The organism is Streptomyces sp. NPDC001549 (assembly GCF_042894025.1).
GTDB classification, from domain to species: Bacteria; Actinomycetota; Actinomycetes; order Streptomycetales; family Streptomycetaceae; genus Streptomyces; species Streptomyces kutzneri.
The window spans coordinates 1-21,796 of the sequence record NZ_JBIAVJ010000031.1 but is presented as its reverse complement, the minus strand read 5'-3'; the positions used below and the strand labels follow the sequence as shown (position 1 = coordinate 21,796).

Here is a 21,796-nt window from a genome sequence, read left to right as displayed (position 1 = left end):
ACACGGGGGCGGGGCGCCTGCCGGCGCCCCGCCCCTTCCTGCTGCCGCGGGGGCATTCGGGTGGCGGGAGCACGGACTCCGCGGCGGCCTGCCGGGTCGCCGCCGCCCGGCTCGTTAACGTGGGCGACCATGACCCCCCTGTGCGACCAGGCCACCGCCGTCCGGGCCCTCGTGGAGTCCGCCGACCCCGGGGCGGTGTGGGCCGTCGGCGGACCCGGGGGACCACAGGCGGGTTCGGACGGCGGACACCCCGCCGACGCCGCCTTCGACGTGGACGCCCTCAGCGGCGCCCTCGCGCTCTGGCCGGTCATCGGCAGCCTCGTCGACGAGGGCGCGCTGCGGCTGCACACGCCGCTCGCCGCATACGGGGACACGGCCGCCGAGGGCATCCCCGCCGGGACCACCGCCCACCACCTCCTCACGCACCCGGGCGGGACCGCCGCCCTCACCCACCTCACCCACCTCACCCGCCTCGCCGAACAGCTCTCCGGCCGCCCGCTCGCCGACCTCGCGGCCACCCGGGTCTGGCACCCCCTGGGCATGACCGGCACCCGCTTCACCGACGGCACCCTCCGTGCGCCCCTCGCCGACCTCGTCCGCTTCCTGTGCCACCTCCTGGACCCGGTGGACCCGGCGGGCGTCAGCCGCGCCTGGACCACCGAGTCGCTCCGGATCCGCACCGGTGAACTCACCCCCGCCCGCGGCCTGCTCTGGGACCCCGCCCCGCACGGGGTCTGGACCCACCACGCCCCGCAGGACGGTGGCCCGGCCCTCTGGGTCTCCCCCCGCCACCGCCGCTGGGCGGTCCTCCTGCCGACCGTCGGGCGAGGTGCGCCGCGCACTGCCTTCCGCGAAGCGGCCTTCGCACCAACTGCCGCTGAATGAGGGCCTGTTGTATGAGATCCTGGAGGCCGTCCCCAGGAGGCCGGCCGTATGAGGAAGACCCGACGGCGCGACCGGGACGTACCCGGGCCGCCTTCCCCGTGGGACGAGATCGCACCAGGCCTGTGGATGGGAGGCCACTACTGGACCGACCCGGCCGGTGAGCTGTGGCCCGTCGTCGTGGAGGACGAGTTCGACCTCGTCATCAGCCTCTTCACCCGGACCGGCCACGGCCCGGGACCACGCGCGGAGCACGTCGTGGCGGAAATGCCGGACGCCGCGCTCACCACCGACCAGCTCCACACCGTCCAGCGCCTCGCCCGCACCGCCGGACTCGCCCTCGACTCGGGCCTCACCACACTGGTCCGCTGCCACTCGGGCTACAACAGGTCCGGCCTCGTCGTCGCCCAGTGCCTCGTCGACCGGGGACTGACACCCGCCGAGGCCATCGCCCGTGTGCGCCGAGGCCGCTCGCCATGGGCCCTGCACAACGAGGCCTTCACCTCCTACCTCACCGCCGGACTGGACATCGCGGCACTGCTGGTCGGGCTGGACCCCTGACGTGGTCCTCGGAGCGCGGACTGCACAGGTGGGACGTACGGTGATGCCGTTGTCGCCGAGCGTTGTCGCTCCCGCCGCGGAGGTGCACGGATGCGTACGGTCCAAGGGGCCGCCCTCGATGGGCTCCGAGCCCGGGTACGGGCTCTCGCCGCCCGCCGCCGCCCCGAGCGGGCCGGTCGGTCACCCCGCGGTGAGGCACCGCTCGCGGATCGCGGGCCGGCCGTGCGGGGGCTGGGCGCGGGAGCCCCTGGCCGGCGGACGTCCGTAACGTCCGCAACGTCCGTAAAGGAATCGCCGCGGTACGCGGCCCCTGCCCCGGCCCCGGCCCCGGAAACCACCGCCCGGGCGGCCCTCGCCGGCTTCGGCGTCCTGCTGCGCGGACTGACCCGGCCCCGCCCAGGCGAGGTGCGCACCTCCGCCGCGGCGCTGCGTGCCCTGCGCGCACGCCACGGTGACGCGCCCGCCCTGGTCCGCACCCGCTCCGGGCGGACCGTCCTCGTCCTCCTCGACCCGCAGGACCTGCGCCGCTTCTACGCCGAACCCGTCAGCGTGCTCGCGGCGGCCCCGCCGGACAAGTGCCGGGGCCTGAACCCCGAGGAGCCCGCCGACTCCGGCTGCTCCCGCGGCGAGCTCCGTGCGGAGCGACGCGAGGTCAGCGCCGAGGTGCTGGCCGCGGGCCGGCCCGTGCACCCCTCCTGCGGGCCCTTCCTCGCGGCCCTCGCCGAGGAGGCCCGGCACCTGACCGCCTCCGCCCCCGCGACCGGCACCTTCACCGCCGCCTCCACCGCTGCCGTCACCCTCGACCTCGCCCGCGCCCGGTACGCCGTGCACCGCGCCGCCCGGCGGATCGTGCTCGGCGACGCGGCAGCCGCGGACGAGGAGCTGAGCGGATGGCTCACCCAGCTGCGCGCCGAAGGCAGGAGCCGGCGCGGCGGCCGGGTGCGCGCCGCGCGCTCCGTGCACGACAAGGCCCGCGCCCGCATCGAGGAGTACGCCGCCCGGGCCGACGGCGACACCCTCGTCGGGCGGGCCGCCCGCCACGCCGATCCGACCGGCACCCTCGACCCCGTCGGCCAGGCCCAGCACTGGCTGCTGGCCATGGACGCCGTCCCGGACACGCTACTGCGCACCCTGCTCCTGCTCGGGGCGCACCCCGCGGAGCAGGACCTTGCCACGGCCGAGGCGGCCGCCGAAGCCGCCGCCGGTGCGGACCGGGGCCAACTGCCCCGGCTGCGGGCCTGCGTCCGGGAGTCCCTGCGGCTGTACCCGGTGGTGCCCGACCTGATCCGCGTCACCCGCGCCGAGACCGAATGGCGGGGCGTGCGCTACCCGGCCGGCACCTCGGTGCTGGTGCCCGCCGCGTTCCATCAGCGCGACCCCGAACGGGTACCGGCCGCGCACGTGTTCGTGCCCGGCCGGTGGAAGAACCCGGGCGCGGACCAGGACATCCGGATGGCGCCCTTCAGCCACGGCGGCGGCCGCTGCCCGGGTGACCAGCTCGGCCTGATGGCCACCGCCGCGCTCTGCGCCGAGGTGCTGCGCGGCCATCGGGTCACAGGCACCCGGCCGGTGCTGGACCCGGTGGGACCGCTGCCGCCGACACTCGATCCGCAGGGCATCCGGCTCAGGCTCACCCGCCGCTGAGGGCGCCCCGGCGCCCGGCCCGGTCCCCGTTCGCACCCGGGCTTGTCCGACTCCGACTCCGACTCCGACTCCGACCTGTCCCTGCCCGTCTTGCCCGCCCGTGTCCGACCCTGTCCGTCCCCGAGCCCGTGCCGAACCCCACGAGGATCACATGCCCGACGCCGCGACCTCCGCGTCCACCGCCCCGGACATCGACCTGCTCGACGCCCCGTGCCGCGCCCTCGCCGAGGCCGCCGACGCGGTCGGTGAGGCCGCCCGCTACGCCTCCGGCCTGGCCTTCGGCGCCCGGCTGCCCGCGGCCGCCCTCGCTCGGGGCGGCCGTAGCCGGCTCGGCTGGCGCACCCTGCTGCGTACGCTCACCGACCCGTCGGGCCTCGGCTGGGCCCCGCGCGGCCGGGGTGTGGCCCGGGCCGGGCGGCTCGCCGGAGTCCTGGCGGGCCGGGAGAGCCTCGCGATCAGCATCGCCGTCTGCGGGCTGAAGGCCAGGATCCGGGCCGCGAGCGCGGGCCGCCCCGAACTGTTCGACGATCCCGGCGCGGCCGCGGTCCTGGCCGCCGTCGGAGCGGGCCGCCAGGGCGAGGCCGTCCGGCTGTTCCGCGCCATCATGCGCGAGCGCGGCGCCGAGCACGCCTTCGCGCTGCTGGCCCCGTCCTTCGCCGACATCCTCGCCTGGCACGCACTGACGGACGCGAACCCCTTCAACGACCACGCCGGCTGGCAGGTCGCCACCGGCCGGGCCGAGACCGCCGAACCGGTTCTCGGGCTCGGCGCCGCCTTCTGGGCCTTCTGCGACCGAGGCCCGGCCCAGCCCGAAGGGCCGGCCGCGACGGGGGCCGCGCCCACCCGCGGCCCGGCCCGCCGCCGGGTCACGGACCGGCCGCCCCGGCCGGCGCCGCCGCAGCCGGACGGCGGCCTCGGCGGCCATGCCGCCGCGCTGCGCACGCACGCGGTCCGGCTGCGGGTCGCGGCCATGGCGCCGGGGTGGCACGGCCGGGAGACCGAGGCCCTGCAGGCCGAGGTCACCAGGCTCGCGGCGCGCTGCGCCACGGCGGCGGGCGGGCTCGCGCTGGCCGCCGCCCAGCTACAGGACCAGTGACAGCAGCAGCACGAGGCCCAGGCCGACCACCGAGATGATGGTCTCCATCACCGACCACGTCTTCAGGGTCTGACCGACGGTCATCCCGAAGTACTCCTTGACGAGCCAGAAGCCGGCGTCGTTGACGTGGCTGAAGAACAGCGAGCCGGCCCCGATGGCCAGGACCAGCAGTGCGGTCCCGGTGGTGGACATGTCCGCCGCGAGCGGGGCCACCAGCCCGGCCGCCGAAATGGTGGCCACCGTCGCCGAGCCGGTGGCCAGGCGGATGGCCACCGCGATCAGCCAGGCCAGCAACAGGGTCGGCACGGGCCAGTTCTCGGACACGTCCAGGATCATCTGACCCACGCCGACGTCGATCAGTGTCTGCTTGAAGCCACCGCCCGCGCCCACGATCAGCAGGATGCCCGCGATCGGGGCCAGGGACCGGTCCACCGTGGCCGAGATCCGGTCCCGGGTGAAGCCGGCCGCCCGGCCGAGCGTCAACATGCCCACCAGGACGGCCGCGAGCAGCGCGATCATCGGGGAGCCCGCGACATCGGTCACGCGCTGCACCGGGCTGGCGGGGTCGTCGACCACAATGTCGACGAGGGCCTTGACGAGCATGAGCGCCACCGGGAGCAGCACGGTGAACACCGTGGCCCCGAACCGGGGCCGGTGTTCCAACTCGGCCGAGGGGCGCGCCGCGATCATGTGCTCCGGCGCCGGGATGTCCACCCACCGCGCCGCGTACCGGGAGAACAGCGGCCCTGCGATGATCACGGTCGGGATCGCCACGAGCACCCCGAGCCCGAGGGTGACCCCGAGGTTCGCGTGGAGCGCGTCGATGGCGACGAGGGGTCCGGGGTGCGGCGGGACCAGCCCGTGCATCACCGACAGGCCGGCCAGTGCCGGGATGCCGATCCGCATCAGGGAGTAGTTCCCCCGCTTGGCGACCAGCAGCACCACCGGGATCAGCAGCACGATGCCGACCTCGAAGAAGAGCGGCAGCCCGATCACCGAGGCGATCAGCACCATCGCCCACGGCATGGCCCGGCCCTTGGCCCGGGCGAGGATCGTGTCCACGATCTCGTCCGCGCCGCCCGAGTCCGCCAGCAGCTTGCCGAGGATCGCGCCGAGCGCGATCAGTACGCCGACGCCCGCGACCGTGGCGCCGAGTCCGGCGGTGAAGCTGGCGATCGTCTTGGCCAACGGTGCGCCGGCGAAGACCCCGAGGGCCAGCGAGCCGACCGTCAGGGCCAGGAAGGCGTGCAGTTTGAAGCGCGTGATGAGCAGGACTATGACGGCTATGCCCGCCAGGACGGCTATCCCCAGCTGGGTGTTCCCGGCCGAGGTGATCGGTCCGGTGGCGGCCGCTGCCAGAGTCTCGACGCTGAGACCGGTCACGGGTGGGGATCCTCAGTTCTCGTGTGCGGGGAGTTGACGCAGGGCGGCCAGCGCCCGCTCGGTGATGTCTTCCGGGGATCCGGACACGTCGACGACGACGCCGAGTTCGTCGTCCTGGAGCGGCTCCAGCGCGGCGAACTGCGAGTCCAGCAGAGTGGTGGGCATGAAGTGGCCCTTGCGCTCCGCCATGCGCTTCTCGATCAGCGGGCGTTCACCGGAGAGGTGGACGAAGACGGCCCCGGGGGCGGCCGCGCGCAGCCGGTCGCGGTAGACGCGCTTGAGGCAGGAGGCGGCGATCACACCGCTGCGCAGGCCGGCGCGGTTGCGGATCCACTCGCCGATGGCGTCGAGCCACGGCCACCGGTCCGCGTCGTCCAGCGGGATGCCGGCCGACATCTTGGCGACGTTGGCCGCCGGGTGGAAGGCGTCGCCCTCCGCGTACGGAATGCCGAGGGCCTCGGCGAGCAGTTGCCCCACGGTCGTCTTGCCCGTACCGGCCACGCCCATCACCACAATGACGCGCTGGGTGCTCACGCCTACCTCGCTGTCCTCGTCGACATCGGTTCGTGTGGCACCACTGAAGCGCATTAAGTACTACGTATTCAAGCCTCACGTCGGAAACATCACATCTTTTGTCGATGGAAGCGTCACCGTACGCTTACGCCATGACCACCGAAGGCAGTCCCGGCCAGGGGCCCGGGCTCCACACCCACGTGCTGGACACCCTCGGCCTCGCGATCACGGCGGGGGAGTACCTCCCGGGCAGCGTCCTGCGCACCGACGAGATCGCCGAACGCTTCGACGCCTCCCGCACCGTCGTACGGGAGGTCGTCCGCGTCCTGGAATCGATGCACCTGGTCGAGTCCCGCCGCCGGGTCGGTGTCACCGTGCGCCCCACCGACGAGTGGAACGTCTACGACCCGCGCGTGATCCGCTGGCGGCTGGCCGGCACCGACCGGCCCCGGCAACTGCGGTCCCTCACCGTGCTGCGCTCCGCGATCGAGCCGGTCGCGGCCGGGCTCGCCGCGACGCTGGCCACACCGGAGCAGTGCGCCGAACTCACCGAGGCGGCCCTCGGCATGGTCCGCACCTCACGCGGCCACCAGCTGGAGGGCTACCTGCGGCACGACATCGCCTTCCACCGCGTCGTGCTGAACGCCTCCGGCAACGAGATGTTCGCCCGCCTCGGGGACGTGGTCGCCGAGGTCCTGACCGGCCGCACCGAGCACGCGGTGATGTTCCACGATCCCGACCCCGCCGCCGTCACCCTGCACGTCCAGGTCGCCGAGGCGATCCGCGAGGGCGACGCGGCGCGCGCCGATGCACTGACCCGCCGGATCGCGGTGGGCGCGCTGGAGGAACTGGACGTACTCGCGCCCTGACCGCCGGGTCCCGGCCCTGGCCCCGGCCCCCGGGGGCGCGGCGTCACCCGCAGCCGCCGCACCCGCCGCCGCATCCCCCGCCGCCGCATCCGCCGCCGGTGGAGGAGTCGGAGCTCCGTGACTCCGACTCCGCGCGTTTCCGCGCCCGTTCGCGCCTGCGCTCCTCCTCAAGGAGGACCGGGCCCGCGAGGAGGAGGCTCCCGGCGGCGGGCGCGAACACCGCCGGTACGCGGGCCCGGAGCCGGCGTGGGGCGGTGTCGACGCCCCACGCCGCGACCATGCCCTGCGGTATCGCCCCCGTGGGCAGGTGCTTGACGCAGTCGGTCACGGCGCCAGTATGTGAGCGCCGTGCCGCGGCCCTGAAGAGGCGGCCGCGGCACGGAATCGCTACGGCCGCTTCCGCGGGCCGGACAGCCGGCCCTCAGACATCGAGCGCGGCGATTTCGAGCGCGCCGAGACGCTCCGGTTCCGCCACGATGTCGATCTCGGTGATCAGGCCGTCCTCGATCGTGAAACCGAGCACCAGGAACAGGCGTCCCAGCGGGGCCATCGCCAGGCCGACCGTTCCGCCGACCAGGGCCGGCGCCGTGGACCGGGCCCGCTGCATCGCGGCCATCGCACCCGTGGCGACGGTGACGGCGCCGCGGACGAGGAGCGGGGCGGGGGTGGGCCCGACGGCCTTGTCGGCCCGGAGTACCACGTCGGGGTGGAGCAGGGTGACGAGCGCGTCGAAGTTCCCGCCGCGGGTGGCGGCGAGGAAGGCGTCCACGACCCGGCGCTGAAGGGTCAGATCGGCCTCGGGCACCAGCGGGGCCCCCTTGACCCGGCGGCGGGCGCGGCTGGCGAGCTGACGGGTCGCCGCCGCGGACTTCTCGATCATCGGGGCGATCTCGTCGAAGGGCACGGCGAACAGGTCGTGCAGCACGAACGCGAGCCGCTCGGCCGGTGCCAGCTGGTCGAGCACCACCAGCAGCGCCAGCCCGACCGAATCGGCCAGCAGGGCTTCCTGCTCGGGGTCGACGGTGTCCGCACGGCTGACGGCGGGGTCGGAGGGATACGCCTCCATGGGGTCCTCGCGCCGGGACTCGCGCGAGCGCAGCATGTTCAGGCAGACGCGCGACACGACCGTCGTCAGCCAGCCGCCGAGGTTCCCGACATCGCTGACGTCGGACCGGTCGAGGCGCAGCCAGGCCTCCTGCACGGCGTCATCGGCCTCGGCGAGCGAGCCGAGCATGCGGTAGGACACCGCTCTCAGATGAGAGCGGTGCTCTTCGAAGCGTTCTGTCAGCCCTGGATTCCCGTCCACCGGTCCCCCATATCGATTGCTCACACCGGACCATCAACATAGATCACGAGGAAAAGGCCCTGGTGAGGGGGGAGTTGACGGCAGCCCCGGCCGGGGCCGGCCGGGCCGGCCGACTGCTGGATAATGGCGCCTGAACAGCAGAAGCGAGTGGAGACGCCGGATACACCGCGTGGTCCGGCAGGAGAGGGAGCCCCCGATGGACGTGCAGCACTTCGAGCGGATCACCGCATTCATCGAGGCGCGGCTCACCCCGCTGTTCGACGAGGCGACGGGCAGCGAACACGGCTTCGCCATGGACGACACCTCCCGCGCCCTGCGCGCGCTGCGCAACTCCGTCCTGGAGGCCTCCGCCATCAAGGGCCTCATCGAGAAGCGGGAATCCGCCGAGCCGGCCATGCGCCGCGTCATCGACCAGGCGGTGGAACAGAACTGGGACGTACTGCGCGGCATCGCCCGCCAGTGGGAGGACCACGCCGACTTCCGCCACGAGTTCAAGCACCACGCGTGGGAGCTCGACCACCACCACGCCGCCGCGGAGGCCTGAGCTCACCGCGGCGGTTCGAGGGCTCCGCGCGCGGCGACGGCCGCGCGCAGGAGCCCTGCCGTGGCGGCCTGCTGGGCGGGCGACGGCGAGAGGACCCCGTTCTCGGTCATCAGGGAAGGGAACTGCTGCCGCTCGTACGGGACTCCGGGCGGCAGCGCCGCGATGTGCCAGTGCAGGTGGGCGTTGCCCTGTCGGCTCCCCAGCGAGTACAGGTAGGTCCGTTCGCTGTCGAAGACGTCCTCGACGGCGAGCGCCACCTCCCGTACGACGAGCATCAGCCGGGTGTAGGCCGCCGGGTCCAGATCGCGCACCGCGTGCTCGATGTGGGCCTTGGGAGCCACCAGGACCTTTCCGGGGAGCGTGGGCCAGCGGTCGAGGAAGGCCACGTGGTGCTCGTCCTCGAAGACGGTCTCGTGCGCGTAGTCGGGATCCCCGGCGAGGAAGGCGCACACGAAGCACGGTCCGCCGCGCGTCCGTTCGACGTAGGCGTCGAGATCCATCGGTTCACGGTCCATCGGCATCGGCATCGGTGTCGGCATCGGCACATCCTCCCACCGACTCCTTCCCGCCCGTCACGGAGCGGACGGAACGTCCCTGAGGCGGCCGGTCACCACCAGCCCGCCGTCCGGGGTGCGCCGTGCGAGGGCGCCGGTGCGGAAGTAGCCGTCGGCGGTGAAGGAGCGCGCATTGCGGTCGGGCGCCCGGTAGTAGCCCCGCAGGGTGCGGGGACCGCGGGCGAGGAGCTCGCCGGTCTCCCCGTCGGGCACGTCCGTGCCGTCGGCGTCGACCACGCGGATCTCGTCGTCGGGCGAGAGCGGGCGGCCCTGCGTGGTGAGTACGGTCTCGTCCGGATCGGCGGGCCGGGTGAGGGTGAGTACCCCCTCGGCCGTGCCGAAGACCCGCTGCAGGCGGCAGCCCAACCCGGGACCCCCACCTGATCGGCGGTCGCCCGGTCCAAGGGCCCGCCGCCGATCTGCACGAGACGAAGACTGCTCAGGTCGGTCTGGACCGAGGGAAGCAGGTCGAGCCAGCGCCGGGCGGCGGCAGGCTCCAGCGACGTGACGGTGACCCGCTCACGCGCGACGGCCGAGAGGCATGCGGCGGCCCCCGGGTCCTCGGCCAGGACGACGGTGCCGCCGACCGAGAGGGCGCCGACGACGCCGGGGCAGCCGAAGGCGAAGTCGGACCCGGCGGGCAGCGCGGCGAGGTACACGTCGTTCCCGGTGAGCGACACCAGCTCCGCCGCGGCCCGGACCTGGCAGGCGTAGTCGTTGTGGGTACGCGGAACGAGTGCCGGCTCCGCCGTGACACCGCCGGAGACGAGGAAGAACGCCACCTGGTCCGCGCTCTGCGCGAGCGGCCGCTCGGGCGGGGAGTCGAGGGAGCCCAGGGGGTAGTACTGGCAGCCCGCCGGGTCGACGGTGAAGCCGCCGTACGGGGACGCTTCGCCCGGGGCCTCGAAGGTGAACACCCGCCGCAGGAAGGGGCCTTGGGCAGCAATGCCCGCCACCATCGCCGTGAGGTCGAAACCCTGGTGGGCCGGGGGACCGACATAGCCGACGGCCTGCCCGACCCGCACGAGGTGGGACACCTCGGACGCGCGGTACGTCATCGGGCAGAACACGGGGACCGCGCCGGCGCGCATCAGCGCGAACACGGTGATGACGAACTCGGGAACGTTCGGCAGCTGGACGACGACCCGCTGCCCGGTCCGCAGGCCGCGCAGCCGGAACCCGGCGGCCATCCGGTCCACACGCCGGTTCAGGTGCGCGTACGTGACGCGGGTACCGCCGTGCACGAGCGCGGTCCGCGGCCCGTACCGCAGGGCCCAGTCGCGCAGCAGGTTGTCCAGCGTGCTGCCGCGCCAGTGCCCGGCAGCCCGGTAACGGTCGGCGAACTCGTCGGGCCACGGGGTACAGCCGTCGAGCATGGATGTCATTCGCTTCCCCGGGGAGTCACCTTGCCGTCCTGACCTGGCCAGCCAATCCGTCAACAGGGCCCGCAGGCAAGGTGCTTTCCCGACCACGGTCGCGCCCCGCCCTCGGCGGAACGTCCAACCGGCGTCACCGGCGGAGACGGCCTACGCGGGGCCCGCCGACTTGCGGGGGGTGGTCTGCTGGACCGCCCAGCCGTTGCCGTCGGGGTCGGAGAAGTAGACGAAGGAGCCCCACGGCAGGTCCTGGATCTCCGTCACCTCCACCCCCCGGCCGCGCAGGTCCTCGTACGCCTCCTCGATGTCGGTGACGACGACCTGCATGTTGTCCAGCGACCCCGGGGTCATCCGGGTCAGCCCCTTGCCGATCGCGATCGAGCAGGCCGAGCCCGGCGGGGTCAGTTGGACGAAGCGGATGTCCTCGCTGACGGTGACGTCGTGGTCGGCGTTGAAGCCGAGCTTCTCGTAGAAGGCCTTGGCCCGGTCCACGTCGGTGACGGGGACGGCGACGAGTTCCAGTTTGATGTCCATCACAGGATCATGCGCCCGGCACCGGTGCCTCGCCGCCCGACACGGCGAACTGGGTGCGGTACAGCTCCTCGTACCGCCCGCCCGCCGCCAGCAGCTCGGTGTGCGTGCCCCGTTCCGCGATCCGGCCGTCCTCGACCACCAGGATCAGGTCCGCCGCCTGTACGGTCGACAGCCGGTGCGCGATCACCACTGCCGTCCGGCCCGCCAGGGCTTCGCCCAGGGCCTCCTGCACCGCGGCCTCCGAGGTGGAGTCCAGGTGCGCGGTGGCCTCGTCGAGGATCACCACCCGCTGCCGGGCCAGCAGCAGCCGTGCGATGGTCAGCCGCTGCCGTTCCCCGCCCGAGAGCCGGTAGCCGCGCTCCCCGACCACCGTGTCCAGCCCGTCCGGCAGCGAGGCGACGAGCCCGTCCAGCCGCGAGCGCCGCAGGGCCTCCCAGATCTCCTCCTCGGAGGCCTCCGGGCGGGCCAGCAGCAGGTTGGCGCGCACCGACTCGTGGAAGAGGTGCCCGTCCTGGGTGACCATGCCGAGCGTCTCGCGGATCGAGTCCGCCGTGAGGTCCCGTACGTCGATCCCGCCGAGCCGGACCGCGCCCGCGTCGGCGTCGTACAGTCGCGGCAGCAGCTGCGCGATCGTCGACTTGCCGGCGCCGGACGAGCCGACCAAAGCGATCATCTGGCCCGGCTCGGCCCGGAAGGACACCTCGTGCAGCACCTGCGTACCGCCCCGGGCATCCAGGGTGGCGACCTCCTCCAGGGAGGCGAGCGAGACCTTGTCGGCGGCCGGGTAGCCGAAGGAGACCCGGTCGAACTCCACGGCCACCGGCCCCTGCGGCACCCGGCGGGCGTCCGGCTTCTGCGCGATGAGCGGCTTCAGGTCGAGGATCTCGAAGACCCGCTCGAAGCTCACCATCGCGCTCATCACCTCGACACGGGCGCCGGCCAGTGCGGTCAGCGGGGCGTACAGCCGGGTCAGGAGGAGGGCGAGGGCGACGACGGAACCGGCGTCCAGGGAACCGCGCAGGGCGTAGAACCCGCCGAGCCCGTAGACGAGCGCGAGGGCCAGCGCCGAGACCAGGGTGAGGGCCGTGATGAAGGCCGACTGGGCCATCGCCGTACGGATCCCGATGTCCCGCACCCGCGCCGCCCGGGCCGCGAACTCCGCGGACTCGTCGGCGGGCCGCCCGAAGAGCTTGACCAGCGTTGCGCCCGGGGCGGAGAACCGCTCGGTCATCTGGGTGCCCATCGCGGCGTTCAGCGCGGAGGCCTCCCGCTGCATCGCCGCCATCCGCGCCCCCATCCGGCGAGCCGGCAGCACGAACACCGGCAGCAGCACCAGCGCCAGCAGAGTGATCTGCCAGGAGATGCTGAGCATCACGGTGAGGGTCAGCACCAGGGTGACGGTATTGGCGACCACCCCCGACAGGGTGTTGCTGAAGGCCCGCTGGGCGCCGATCACATCGTTGTTGAGGCGGCTGACCAGGGCCCCCGTCCGGGTCCGGGTGAAGAAGGCGACCGGCATCCGCTGCACGTGGTCGAAGACCGCCGTCCGCAGATCCAGGATCAGCCCCTCGCCGAGGGTGGCGGAGAGTCTGCGGGTCAGCAGTCCGAGCCCGGCCTCCGCGACCGCGATCAGCGCGATGAGCAGGGCCAGCCGGGTGACCGCGGAGCTGTCGCGGCCCTCCACGATGGCCGTGACGACCCGGCTGGCGAGCACCGGGGTGGCCACCGCGAGCAGCGCGGTCACCACACTCAGCAGAAGAAAGAAGGTGAGCCCGCGGCGGTGCGGGCGGGCGAAGGAGGCGACGCGGCGCAGGCCGGCCCGCGAGAGCGTACGACGGTCCTGCTGGGCGTTGATCGCGCTGTGCAGCGATGTCCAGGCGGTGACTTCCATGTCCATGACCCGAACGCTAGGACCTCAACCGAACTTCAGGTCAAGCATCCGGTCCGGGATCGCCCGCACGGGGCGCCAACTCCCGCCCGCACGAGCGATTTTGCCGACCCGCGTCCGTTGTCGGTGCCCGGTGGCATCATCGGTCCATGACGCAGGGATCCGAGTCCGTACGCTTCGGCAAACGAACCACCGACACCGTCCTGCACCGCTTCGAGCAGTGGGCCCGGGACACCCCCGGGGCCCGTGCGCTCATCTCCGGCCCGGACGGCCTCACCTACGGGGAACTGGACGCGCGAGCCGACCGGCTGGCGCACCGTCTGCTCGCCTCCGGCCTGCCGCCCGGCGCACTCGTCGCCGTGGGCACCGCCCGGCAGACCGAACTCGTCGTCGCCCTCCTCGCCGTCCTCAAGGCCGGCGGGTCCTACGCCGTCATCGACGTGGAGAGCCCGCGCTCCGGGCGCCGGCAGCTGGCCGCGGCCGAGCCCCTCGTCCTGCTCACCGATGCCGCCCAGCATGCCGCCCTCGACAACGGCGGCGGCCCTCGGGTGATCCGGCTCGACGCGGAGGCCGCAGCGATCGGCGGGCCGCGCACCGAACAGTCCGCGGGCCGGTTCGTGGACCGTCCCGTGGACGCGCCCGCGGATCCGCCTGCGGACCGGCCCGCGGACGCGCCTGCGGACCGGCTTCCCGGGGCGGTCGCCCCGCCGCCCGGCCGCGTCGCCGCGGTCCTGTTCACCGGGGCGGCCGAGCCGCGCGCGGTGCCCGTGAGCCACGGGCTGCTCCTCGCCGCCCACGAGGGCTGGGCCGAGGTGGCCCGGCCGACCGCGCAGGACCGGCACCTGTTCACAGCCGGTCCGGACGTGACCGCCTTCGCCGCGGGCTGGACCCGGGCCCTGTGCTCGGGCGGCGCCCTCGTGCTGTCCCCGCGCTCCGCCTGGAAGCCCGAGGGCATCCGCGCGGCCGTCGAGACCGACCGCGTCACCGTGCTGCACACCGACCCGGCCGGCGCCGCCCGACTGCTGATCGAGGACGCGGAACAGGGCAGCCTCACCCCGGCCGCCCACCTCGGGGCCGACCCCGCCTGCCGGTCCCTGCGGCTGCTCGCCGTCTCCGGCGACCGGCTCTACCTGGACGAGCAGGCGACCCTCCAGGTCCGGCTGCGCCCCGGCGCGCGCGTGCTCAACGTCTACGGCTCCGCGGAGTGCGCCGGCATCGGCACCTGGTTCGAACTGCCTCAGCTGCCCCACCCGTTGGACGACCCGGAACAGATCTCCCTGCTCGGCACCGCGTTCCCCGGCTTCCGGGCCGAGGTACGCGGCGGGGAGATCCGCCTCGGCCCGCCGGACGGCGCCGACGCGATACCGACCGGCGACCTCGGCCTGCTCCGCGAGGACGGGCTGCTGGAGTACGGCGGCCGGATCCGGGACCGGATCACCCTGCCCGGCGGCCGCCAACTCGACCCGTACCCCGTCGAATCCGCCATCCGCAGCCACGAGGGGATCGGCGCGGCCATCCTGAAGGGGGTCGACGGCCCCCGCGGCCCGCGGCGGCTCGTCGCGTACGTGGCCCCACCGCCCGGCGGACGGACCGGGTCCGCAGGGGCCCCGCTGCCGGACATCGAGGAGCTGCGCGACCACCTGGCGGGCAAGGTGCTCCGCGAGGAGTCCCCGCGCACCGTCATCCGGCTGCGCACCCTGCCCCGCACCACGGCGGGCCAGGAGGACCGGGACGCCCTGCCGCTGCCCATCCTGCCCGCGGCGGCGCGGACCGCCGGAAGCAAGTCCGGCAAGTCCGGGGCCGCCGCAGGCAACAGCGAGACCCCGGCGGGCTGCGCGGCCGGCTGCGGGGGAGTCGTCCTGGGCTTCGTCGCCCTGATCCTGACGAACCTCCTCTGGCCCGGATCGACCGACCTCACCGGGGTGCCGCAGCCCTGGGCGTTCCTGTTCTCCCTGCTGTACCTGTTCGAGTGCGTCGCCTTCGGCGTCGGAGTGGTGTTCCTGTTCGGCGGCCGCGCCCGGATGCTGCGCCAGCGCCGCGGCCCTTCCCTCACCGTGGCCGCCCATCTGGCCGTGTCCTACCTGCTGTTGTCCTGGTGGCCGCAGGACAACCTCTACCGGCTGGCCGCCAAACAGGACTGGCCGCGCCAGGCCGCCCTCGTCTACGCCTTCAACATCCCGCTGATGATCGCGGGCGTCGTCGTCGCGGCCTACGTCGTCAGCAAACCGGCCGACCCCTTCGACTTCCACGACCCCGTCGACGACTGGCCCGACCGCTGACCGGGGCACCGGGAAGAGACGGCTCAAGGCGGGCCGAACATCGCCCCGACCGCCAGGGCCTCGGCCCGCACCAGCGCCTCGGCCGCGTCCAGCGCCTCCCCGCTGCGCGCGGCCACCAGCACACCCAGCCAGGGCGCCGGTTCGAAGGCCCCGGTCGGGATCGCGGGGACGAACACGGCCCCGAGCTCCGCGCAGCCCCGGGCCAGGGCCGCGCACAACTCGTCCAGCTGTGCCTCGGGCAGCCTCGCGCCCAGCTCCACCCGGTCGGCGATCCGTACGAGGTGCCCCGCGCCCCGCAGCGCGTCGAGCCGGGCCGCCACCATGAAGGCGACGGACGGCCCGGTCAGCCGCAGGTTCGTCTCGGTCGGCGCGAGCCGCCCCGCCCCGTCGGCGACGAAGTCCACGTCGAACCAGCCCCGGTAACCGGATTCCGCCAGCTCCCGCCCCACCGCCGTGCCGAAGGCGGTGAGGGACTTCTCCGCCCACGCGGGCACCACCCCGGGGCCCACCGTGGCACCCCGGTAACAGCCGTCCGCCACGTCCATCACCGCCCCGCCCACCTCGTGCGCGAGGCCCGCGTCGTCGACGAAGCCGTCGTACGTCAGATCCCGCGGCCCCTCGCCGGCCCCGGCCGCCGGACCGCCGCCGACGTACTCCTCCACCAGCAGCGGTCCGCGCGGCAGCCGCCGCAGCACGGCCCGCGCCCCGCCCGCGGCACGGACCCGCTCGGGGGTGACCACCGTGGTGCCCGAACCCCCGACACCGTGCTCCGATTTCAGAACGGTGCTCTCGCCCGCCCTGGTCCTGGCCGCCAGCATCCGGGCCGCCGCCCACCGCCCGTCGGCCCGCCACTGCCGGGGGAGCACGATCCCGGGATGCCCGCCGTCCGCCAGGATCCGCCCGAAGAGGGCGTGCGCCGCGGACTTCGACTCGTAGCGCAGCTCCCCGGGCCGCCACGGCCGGCCCGACAGCCGACCGAACGGCCGGGTGCGCCCCCAGGGTACGAGGGGCAGCCCCGCCCTGGTGAGCAAAGCGGCCAGCGCCGGGCGGGCCCGTACGGCATCGGCGAGGCCGGGATCCGCGTCCAGCAGGCCGTCGTACACCTCGACCCCGCTCCAGCCCAGCTGGCGGCAGACCAGCTCGGTCCAGCCGCGCGGTACCGGCCGCGGCAGCACCAGGGCGGCCGGGTAGGGACTGTAGAAGGCAGCGAGGCACGCGTAGTGGTGCGCGGGCCGCTGCTCCGGGTCCAGGGTGGCGTCGGCGAACTGCGCGTTGAACTCGCCGACATTGCCCAGGTGTACGGCCCGCCCGCCACCGGTCCAGGCCCGCGCCCAGTCGGCGAGCGGAACGGGAGCCGCCTCGAACCGGACCAGGGCCGCATCGTCGGCTGCCACGTCCGGTGCGGCCGCTGCCACCGCAGCCACCGCCGCCACCGCCCCCATCGCGCGGTAGAACCCGGCCGCGTGCGGATCGGAGTCGATCACCAGCCGGCGCACCCCCAGGTCCACGGCCCGCCGCAGCGCGTCCTGGTACAGCAGCCGTCCCACGCCCTGGCCGATGGCGGACGGCTCCACGAAGAGCAGCCCGAGCGAGGCCAGCGGGGGAGTCCCCTCCAGCGAGGCGACCCCGAGGACCTCTCCCCGCCCGTTTTCGGCCACGACGACACGGCGGGCCGCCACGTCGCCGGCCCGGATCCGCAGTTCCGGCGCGCACGCGGCCAGGAAGGCGGCATCGTACCCCCAGTGCGCCTTGGAGCGCATCACCAGCCCGGTCAGGTCCTCCGCCTCGGCCGGCCGCGCGGCCCTGACCTTTACCATCTGCTGACCTCCCCATGGTCCGCGTCAAGGCCGTGCGATAGATTCGGCCTCTCCACGGCACATACTTTCCCACCCACGCGGAGACAGGCTTCTCAATGAGCGACATCATCAACGGACTTGGCCGCACCAGCGCCTACGGCGCCCTCGGCCTGGTGCTGCTGATCCTCGGCATCGTCCTCGTGGACGTGCTGACGCCCGGGAAGCTTCCCAAGCAGATCTGGGAGGAGCGCAACCGCAACGCGGCCCTCTTCCTCAGCTCCGCGCTCCTCGGCATCGGCGGCATCGTCTTCACCTCGATCTGGACGACGTACGCGGACTTCGGCAAGGGCCTGTTGTCCACCGCGGCCTTCGGTGTGCTCGGCCTGATCCTGATGGCGGTGGCTTTCCTCGTGCTCGACCTGGTGACCCCCGGCAAGCTCGGCGCCATCGTCGTGGACCCGGAGCCCCACCCGGCGGTCTGGGTCTCGGCCGCCTGCAACCTCGCCGTGGCCGCGATCGTCGCCGCCTCGATCGCCTGACGCGGAGCGCCCGTACGTGACGAGAGCGCTGCTCCCCGGAGGGAGCGGCGCTCTCGCCGTATCCGGGATATGGGATATGGGATCCCGTATCCGCCGGGTCCCGCTCAGGCCAGGCCCAGCGCGAACACCGCGAACCCCGCCGCCAGCAGCCCGGCCACGGTCCGGCGCAGCGCGCTCGCCCGGCGTCCCTCCCGCGGCGCGACCTCGAACCGCCTCGCGTAGCGGGCGAGAGCGACCAACAGCGCCGCGAACACCGGCATCCACGCCAGCCGTGCCCCGATCCAGCCCAGACGGTCCGGCGCCGTCGTGAGCCCGGCCAGTTCACCCACGAACGAGCCGGGCACGGCCGCGGCCAGCATCGCCGTCTGGTGCCAGCACAGGATCGTCATCGCGGACAGGTTGATCACGACCACCGGGGCCCACAGGGCTGGCCGCGCCAGCAGCTTCGCCAGCCGGTCGCGCAGCAGGATCGCCGCGCCCGACTGCGCCGAGGCCAGGGCCAGTACCAGTAGCGACGGCGGGTGCGAGTTGGTGCGCGCCGCACCCGGTACGCCCACCATCGACGCCGGATAGTGGAAGACCGCCAGCAGCGCGGCGAACAGCAGCGTCCCGCCCGCCAGCAGCAGCCAGGCCCCGCGCCGCCCGATCCGCCGCTCGCCCCAGGAGACGCCCAGCTGGTACGCGAACAGCCAGCCCGGCAGGATGTTCACCAGGGCGAGCCACGACGGTACGGGGTCGGCGAGCGGCCCGTAGCGCAGGAAGTCCACCACGGCGACGGAACCGAGCAGCGGGGCGGCCGCCCAGCCGCCGAGGCGCCGCGCCGCCCGCACGCAGTACGGGGTCAGCGCGGTGACCACCACGTACACCCCGACGAACCACAGCGGTTGGACCACCAGCGTCGCCCCGGTCCGCAGCGACGCCTCCGGCACCCCGGCCGCGTACAGCACGGGCGCGGCCAGCGCCCACACCGCGGTCACTCCGAGCACCGGCCGCCCCAGCCGGACGACGCGGCCCTTGAGCCAGGCGCCCGTCGACCCGGTGCGGCGCCCGAAGGAGAGCGCCGAGGCGTACCCGCCGACGAGGAAGAAGATGCCCAGCATCTGGAGCACCCAGCTCGCCGGGGCCAGGCCGCCGAACGCGGACAGCGGGCTGGCGTTGTGCAGCCCGCCGTCGGAGTCGAGGGTGAAGCCGCCGAGCAGCCAGTGGCCGGTGGGCACGGCCAGCAGTGCCAGCGCGCGCAGCCCGTCGATCGCCCGGTCGCGGTGGGCGGGGGTCCGGCCGTCGATCCGCGCGGCGGCCTTCCGCAGCGGGGCCAGGGTGGCGGAGGCGCTCATCGGGCCTCTCCCTTCGCGATGGCGGCGAAGGCCGCCAGGGACTGGGTGCCGGGCATGAAGTAGCCGGTGTGGCCCTGTACGTCGGCCGCCGGCACCCGGCGGGCGCCGAAGGCCGCGGTGGTGGGGTCGGCGCCGTGGCCGATCCCGGCGAACTCGACGTTCGGGACGTCGGCGATCCAGTCGGAGGGGCCCCGGGCGGCCCAGACGCGGGCCCCGGTGCGCAGGGCGGCCGCCGTGTCGGCGCGCATTCCGGGGGAGCCGAAGGCCACGAGGTCGGCGGCGTCGGTGTGCCGGGCCGCGAGCCCGCACACCACCGAGCCGTAGCTGTGGCAGAACAGCACCGGGTCGGGCGTGCCGACCGCGTCGAGTCCCGCCGTGAAACGGGCCAGCCGGGCCGCTCCGGCCCGGGCGAGACGGCCGTCGGCCGCGTCCAGGCCGACGCCGACCGGGGTGGTGTAACCGATCCACGCGACGACGGCGGTGGACCCGCCGGTCCCGGCTCCGGTCCCGGCTCCGGTCCCGGTCCCGGTCCCGGTCCCAGTCCCGGTCCCGGCACCGGTTGCCTCGCGCAGGGCCCGGGCCATCCCTGCCGGGCCGGTGTGGGGCTTGCGCGGGGCGTCGTAGGTGGCGGCGTCGTTGTCCGAACCCGGCACGATCACCGAGACGTGCTCCGCGCGCTCCAGGTCCCCGAACACCTCGGCCACCTGGCCCCGGCCGCGCGGGTCGAAGGCCAGGATCTGCCGGTCCGGCGCGGCGAGGGAGGTGTAGCGCGCCTCACCGGTGGCGACCACGGCGATCCGGTTGGCCTCGTACCGAAGGGGGAGCGGTGCCCCCTCCAGGTTGCCCACCACCAGCGGGTGGGACCGCAGCAGCTCCTGGCGAGCCGCGTCGTCCAGCCCGGCGAAGAAGGCGGCCACCTCGCGCGGCGCGGCGGTCGCCGGATCGGGCAGCGGCCGGCCGGACGCCGTGTCGGCCCGCCAGGCGGCGGTGCCCGGCGGCGGTCCGGTGACCGCCGCCTGGCTGTCGCCCGAGGCCCACCCGGCTGTCCCCCCGACGAGCGCCACCGCCAGCGCGGCCGTGACCATCGTCCTTCCGAAGCGGCGCATGCCCCTTCTCCTCTCCTCGTGACGAGGTGGAAGGTAGGTAGGGGGTATCCGCGCCCACGTCCGACCGTGGAGCCAAGTCGGATGTCATACCCCGGTAGGGGGTGGAGGAGACGGGGTCCTCAGCCGGCCCCCTGACGGGTCCGCCCGCGCTCCTCGGCGTTGCTCCATGGGGGCGATCCGCGTCAGCCGTCTGCCCGAGCCCGCCCGTGTGTCGGCGTCACCGAGGCCCATGCCCCGACTAGTTATGGCGATAGTCCGACTAATTGCGGCAAAGGGAGTACAGACGATGCCCCACCGGGAACATCAGCGTGCGGCCGAGCCGGGACATCGCCCGCGCCGGGTGGCCGCCGCCGGCCTCGCCTGCGCCCTGGCCGCCGGATCCGTCGTCCTCCTCGGGACCGGCGACGTCAGCGCACGGGCGGTGACCTGCCTCGGCGTACCCGCCACCCTCGTCGTCGCCACCCCCGGCGCGACCACCGACGGAACCCCGGGCAACGACGTCATCGTCGGCACTCCGGGCCCGGACACGATCCACGGCCAGGGCGGCAACGACCTGATCTGCGGGCTGGCGGGCGACGACATCCTGATCGGCGGACTCGGCAACGACACCATCGACGGCTCGGCGGGCGCCGACCAGCTGCGCGGCGACAGCTTCAGCCCGGCCGGCAACGCCTCGGGCGGCGGCAACGACCGCCTCCTCGGAGGCGACGGGGACGACCAGTTCACCGGCGACAGCTACGCCCCCGGAGGCAACGCCACGGGCGGCGGCAACGATCAGCTGATCGGCGGTCCCGGCAACGACCGGATGACGGGGGACAGCAGAGGACTGAGCGCGGTGGGCGGCGGAGCCGACCGGATCGACGGCGGCCCCGGCGACGACGCCCTGCTCGGTGACTCCGGCGCCTTCGCCGGCAACGCCACGGGCGCGGGGAGCGACGTACTCCTCGGAGGGCCCGGGGCCGAGACCATGACCGGGGACAGCGAGGCCGCGCAGCACGCGATCGGCAGCGGCGGCAACGACCTGCTGGACCTGGGCGCCGACGGCGGGATCTCGGCGATCGGCGACCACGCCGTCACCAACCCGGCGGGGGGACGCGCGACCGGCGCCGGGAACGACCGGATCATCGGCGGCGCCTCCGACGAGTTCCTCGTCGGGGACAGCGGCCCGGCCGACGCGCTCCGCACCGCCGCGGGCAACGACACCATCAGCGGCGGCGCCGGAAACGACCGCGTCTTCGGCGACAACGTCGACCTCACCGGCACGGCGAGCGCGGGAACGGCGGGAGGCGCCGACTTCCTCGACGGCGGCGAGGGCATCGACACCCTCAAGGCAGGCCCCGCCGGCGACTTCCTCACCGGGGGCCCGGACGGCCCGGACGGCCCGGACGCCTGCGACGGCGAAGACGGAACCGACTTCGCCACCGGCTGCGAAACCCTGGCCGGCCTGCCCTAGTGCTGTGGCCGGGCGTCGTGACCCGGTGAACCTTGCCGGTCACAGCACTAGTGTGATGCGCCGGAAATCTCAGGGCTAAGTCTGTAGCCTGTTTTTATGCCCCCGGGTCCTCGTGCTGTTGAAGTCCGCTTGTCTGATG

Annotated in this window: 20 protein-coding genes and 1 pseudogene; 9 read left to right on the top strand and 12 right to left on the bottom strand. The window is 74.2% G+C overall.

Going from position 1 to position 21,796, the window contains the following annotated elements:
• Positions 1-129 precede the first annotated feature (129 nt).
• The 4 genes from ACFY04_RS36350 to ACFY04_RS36335 all read left to right on the top strand — a co-directional run bounded on the left by ACFY04_RS36350 (position 130) and on the right by ACFY04_RS36335 (position 4,183).
• Positions 130-885 carry a hypothetical protein gene (locus tag ACFY04_RS36350; protein WP_389123814.1) on the top strand — a complete coding sequence of 252 codons (756 nt, stop codon included), beginning with the start codon at positions 130-132 and terminating at the stop codon, positions 883-885.
• 48 nt (positions 886-933) lie between these two features.
• Entirely contained in the window at positions 934-1,443 is a 510-nt protein-coding gene (locus ACFY04_RS36345) for a protein phosphatase (RefSeq protein ID WP_389123813.1), read from the top strand.
• Positions 1,444-1,533: 90 nt separating this feature from the next.
• Positions 1,534-3,087, top strand: coding sequence for a cytochrome P450 (locus tag ACFY04_RS36340; protein WP_389123811.1), 1,554 nt, complete (start codon positions 1,534-1,536; stop codon positions 3,085-3,087).
• Positions 3,088-3,238: 151 nt separating this feature from the next.
• Positions 3,239-4,183 carry a hypothetical protein gene (locus tag ACFY04_RS36335; protein WP_389123808.1) on the top strand — a complete coding sequence of 315 codons (945 nt, stop codon included), beginning with the start codon at positions 3,239-3,241 and terminating at the stop codon, positions 4,181-4,183.
• Here the strand turns inward: ACFY04_RS36335 and ACFY04_RS36330 are convergent.
• Complete coding sequence (locus ACFY04_RS36330; protein WP_389123806.1) at positions 4,169-5,566, bottom strand: gluconate:H+ symporter; 1,398 nt, start codon at positions 5,564-5,566, stop codon at positions 4,169-4,171. The genes ACFY04_RS36335 and ACFY04_RS36330 overlap by 15 nt on opposite strands.
• Before the next feature lie 12 nt (positions 5,567-5,578).
• On the bottom strand, positions 5,579-6,100 hold the full coding sequence (locus tag ACFY04_RS36325; RefSeq protein ID WP_389123802.1) for a gluconokinase: 522 nt from the start codon (positions 6,098-6,100) through the stop codon (positions 5,579-5,581).
• Between the two features lie 131 nt (positions 6,101-6,231).
• On the opposite strand from ACFY04_RS36325, the gene ACFY04_RS36320 reads away from it, so the two are divergent.
• Positions 6,232-6,948, top strand: a complete 717-nt coding sequence (locus ACFY04_RS36320; protein ID WP_389123799.1) for a FadR/GntR family transcriptional regulator — start codon at positions 6,232-6,234, stop codon at positions 6,946-6,948.
• Between the two features lie 43 nt (positions 6,949-6,991).
• Here ACFY04_RS36320 and ACFY04_RS36315 read toward each other — a convergent pair whose 3' ends face one another.
• Together ACFY04_RS36315 and ACFY04_RS36310 are read right to left on the bottom strand one after the other, a co-directional pair.
• Complete coding sequence (locus tag ACFY04_RS36315; RefSeq protein WP_389123797.1) at positions 6,992-7,276, bottom strand: hypothetical protein; 285 nt, start codon at positions 7,274-7,276, stop codon at positions 6,992-6,994.
• A 93-nt stretch (positions 7,277-7,369) separates the two neighbouring features.
• The gene (locus tag ACFY04_RS36310) at positions 7,370-8,254 is read right to left on the bottom strand and encodes a sigma-70 family RNA polymerase sigma factor (RefSeq protein ID WP_389123795.1); all 885 of its coding nucleotides are present in this window, start codon (positions 8,252-8,254) and stop codon (positions 7,370-7,372) included.
• Between the two features lie 196 nt (positions 8,255-8,450).
• Here ACFY04_RS36310 and ACFY04_RS36305 point away from each other — a divergent pair, with 196 nt between their 5' ends.
• Entirely contained in the window at positions 8,451-8,798 is a 348-nt protein-coding gene (locus ACFY04_RS36305; protein WP_389123793.1) for a hypothetical protein, read from the top strand.
• A 2-nt stretch (positions 8,799-8,800) separates the two neighbouring features.
• Here the strand turns inward: ACFY04_RS36305 and ACFY04_RS36300 are convergent, their stop codons facing one another.
• From ACFY04_RS36300 to ACFY04_RS36280, 5 genes and pseudogenes are all read right to left on the bottom strand, one after another.
• Positions 8,801-9,337 (bottom strand): HIT family protein, encoded by a 537-nt coding sequence (locus tag ACFY04_RS36300; RefSeq protein WP_389123791.1) that lies wholly within the window; start codon positions 9,335-9,337, stop codon positions 8,801-8,803.
• 33 nt (positions 9,338-9,370) lie between these two features.
• Positions 9,371-9,718, bottom strand: a complete 348-nt coding sequence (locus tag ACFY04_RS36295; RefSeq protein WP_389123987.1) for an AMP-binding protein — start codon at positions 9,716-9,718, stop codon at positions 9,371-9,373.
• Positions 9,719-9,792: 74 nt separating this feature from the next.
• Positions 9,793-10,728: pseudogene (locus tag ACFY04_RS36290) on the bottom strand (AMP-binding protein); the annotation flags it as partial.
• 150 nt (positions 10,729-10,878) lie between these two features.
• The gene (locus ACFY04_RS36285) at positions 10,879-11,262 is read right to left on the bottom strand and encodes a VOC family protein (protein WP_382538598.1); all 384 of its coding nucleotides are present in this window, start codon (positions 11,260-11,262) and stop codon (positions 10,879-10,881) included.
• 7 nt (positions 11,263-11,269) lie between these two features.
• Positions 11,270-13,159: an ABC transporter ATP-binding protein gene (locus ACFY04_RS36280; protein WP_389123788.1), complete on the bottom strand. Its 1,890-nt coding sequence runs from the start codon at positions 13,157-13,159 to the stop codon at positions 11,270-11,272.
• 140 nt (positions 13,160-13,299) lie between these two features.
• Between ACFY04_RS36280 and ACFY04_RS36275 the strand changes: the two genes are divergently transcribed.
• Complete coding sequence (locus ACFY04_RS36275; protein WP_389123785.1) at positions 13,300-15,429, top strand: AMP-binding protein; 2,130 nt, start codon at positions 13,300-13,302, stop codon at positions 15,427-15,429.
• A gap of 23 nt (positions 15,430-15,452) precedes the next feature.
• Here the strand turns inward: ACFY04_RS36275 and ACFY04_RS36270 are convergent, their stop codons facing one another.
• Positions 15,453-17,246 (bottom strand): GNAT family N-acetyltransferase, encoded by a 1,794-nt coding sequence (locus ACFY04_RS36270; RefSeq protein WP_389123782.1) that lies wholly within the window; start codon positions 17,244-17,246, stop codon positions 15,453-15,455.
• A gap of 95 nt (positions 17,247-17,341) precedes the next feature.
• On the opposite strand from ACFY04_RS36270, the gene ACFY04_RS36265 reads away from it, so the two are divergent.
• Positions 17,342-17,764: a DUF350 domain-containing protein gene (locus ACFY04_RS36265; protein WP_030717969.1), complete on the top strand. Its 423-nt coding sequence runs from the start codon at positions 17,342-17,344 to the stop codon at positions 17,762-17,764.
• A 104-nt stretch (positions 17,765-17,868) separates the two neighbouring features.
• On the opposite strand, the gene ACFY04_RS36260 is transcribed toward ACFY04_RS36265, so the two are convergent.
• Positions 17,869-19,098, bottom strand: coding sequence for an acyltransferase (locus tag ACFY04_RS36260; RefSeq protein WP_389123780.1), 1,230 nt, complete (start codon positions 19,096-19,098; stop codon positions 17,869-17,871).
• Positions 19,095-20,204 (bottom strand): alpha/beta hydrolase, encoded by a 1,110-nt coding sequence (locus ACFY04_RS36255; RefSeq protein WP_389123778.1) that lies wholly within the window; start codon positions 20,202-20,204, stop codon positions 19,095-19,097. Before ACFY04_RS36255 ends, ACFY04_RS36260 begins: the two co-directional genes overlap by 4 nt.
• Before the next feature lie 286 nt (positions 20,205-20,490).
• Between ACFY04_RS36255 and ACFY04_RS36250 the strand changes: the two genes are divergently transcribed.
• On the top strand, positions 20,491-21,657 hold the full coding sequence (locus ACFY04_RS36250; protein ID WP_389123775.1) for a calcium-binding protein: 1,167 nt from the start codon (positions 20,491-20,493) through the stop codon (positions 21,655-21,657).
• Positions 21,658-21,796: the final 139 nt, after the last annotated feature.

What these genes read in the sequence shown, in the direction of transcription:
- ACFY04_RS36350 (WP_389123814.1), top strand. Translation starts at nt 130, where the DNA reads ATGACCCCCCTGTGCGACCAGGCCACCGCCGTCCGGGCCCTCGTGGAG.
- ACFY04_RS36345 (WP_389123813.1), top strand. Translation starts at nt 934, where the DNA reads ATGAGGAAGACCCGACGGCGCGACCGGGACGTACCCGGGCCGCCTTCC.
- ACFY04_RS36340 (WP_389123811.1), top strand. Translation starts at nt 1,534, where the DNA reads ATGCGTACGGTCCAAGGGGCCGCCCTCGATGGGCTCCGAGCCCGGGTA.
- ACFY04_RS36335 (WP_389123808.1), top strand. Translation starts at nt 3,239, where the DNA reads ATGCCCGACGCCGCGACCTCCGCGTCCACCGCCCCGGACATCGACCTG.
- ACFY04_RS36320 (WP_389123799.1), top strand. Translation starts at nt 6,232, where the DNA reads ATGACCACCGAAGGCAGTCCCGGCCAGGGGCCCGGGCTCCACACCCAC.
- ACFY04_RS36305 (WP_389123793.1), top strand. Translation starts at nt 8,451, where the DNA reads ATGGACGTGCAGCACTTCGAGCGGATCACCGCATTCATCGAGGCGCGG.
- ACFY04_RS36300 (WP_389123791.1), bottom strand. Translation starts at nt 9,337, where the DNA reads ATGCCGACACCGATGCCGATGCCGATGGACCGTGAACCGATGGATCTC.
- ACFY04_RS36285 (WP_382538598.1), bottom strand. Translation starts at nt 11,262, where the DNA reads ATGGACATCAAACTGGAACTCGTCGCCGTCCCCGTCACCGACGTGGAC.
- ACFY04_RS36280 (WP_389123788.1), bottom strand. Translation starts at nt 13,159, where the DNA reads ATGGACATGGAAGTCACCGCCTGGACATCGCTGCACAGCGCGATCAAC.
- ACFY04_RS36275 (WP_389123785.1), top strand. Translation starts at nt 13,300, where the DNA reads ATGACGCAGGGATCCGAGTCCGTACGCTTCGGCAAACGAACCACCGAC.
- ACFY04_RS36270 (WP_389123782.1), bottom strand. Translation starts at nt 17,246, where the DNA reads ATGGTAAAGGTCAGGGCCGCGCGGCCGGCCGAGGCGGAGGACCTGACC.
- ACFY04_RS36265 (WP_030717969.1), top strand. Translation starts at nt 17,342, where the DNA reads ATGAGCGACATCATCAACGGACTTGGCCGCACCAGCGCCTACGGCGCC.
- ACFY04_RS36260 (WP_389123780.1), bottom strand. Translation starts at nt 19,098, where the DNA reads ATGAGCGCCTCCGCCACCCTGGCCCCGCTGCGGAAGGCCGCCGCGCGG.
- ACFY04_RS36255 (WP_389123778.1), bottom strand. Translation starts at nt 20,204, where the DNA reads ATGCGCCGCTTCGGAAGGACGATGGTCACGGCCGCGCTGGCGGTGGCG.
- ACFY04_RS36250 (WP_389123775.1), top strand. Translation starts at nt 20,491, where the DNA reads ATGCCCCACCGGGAACATCAGCGTGCGGCCGAGCCGGGACATCGCCCG.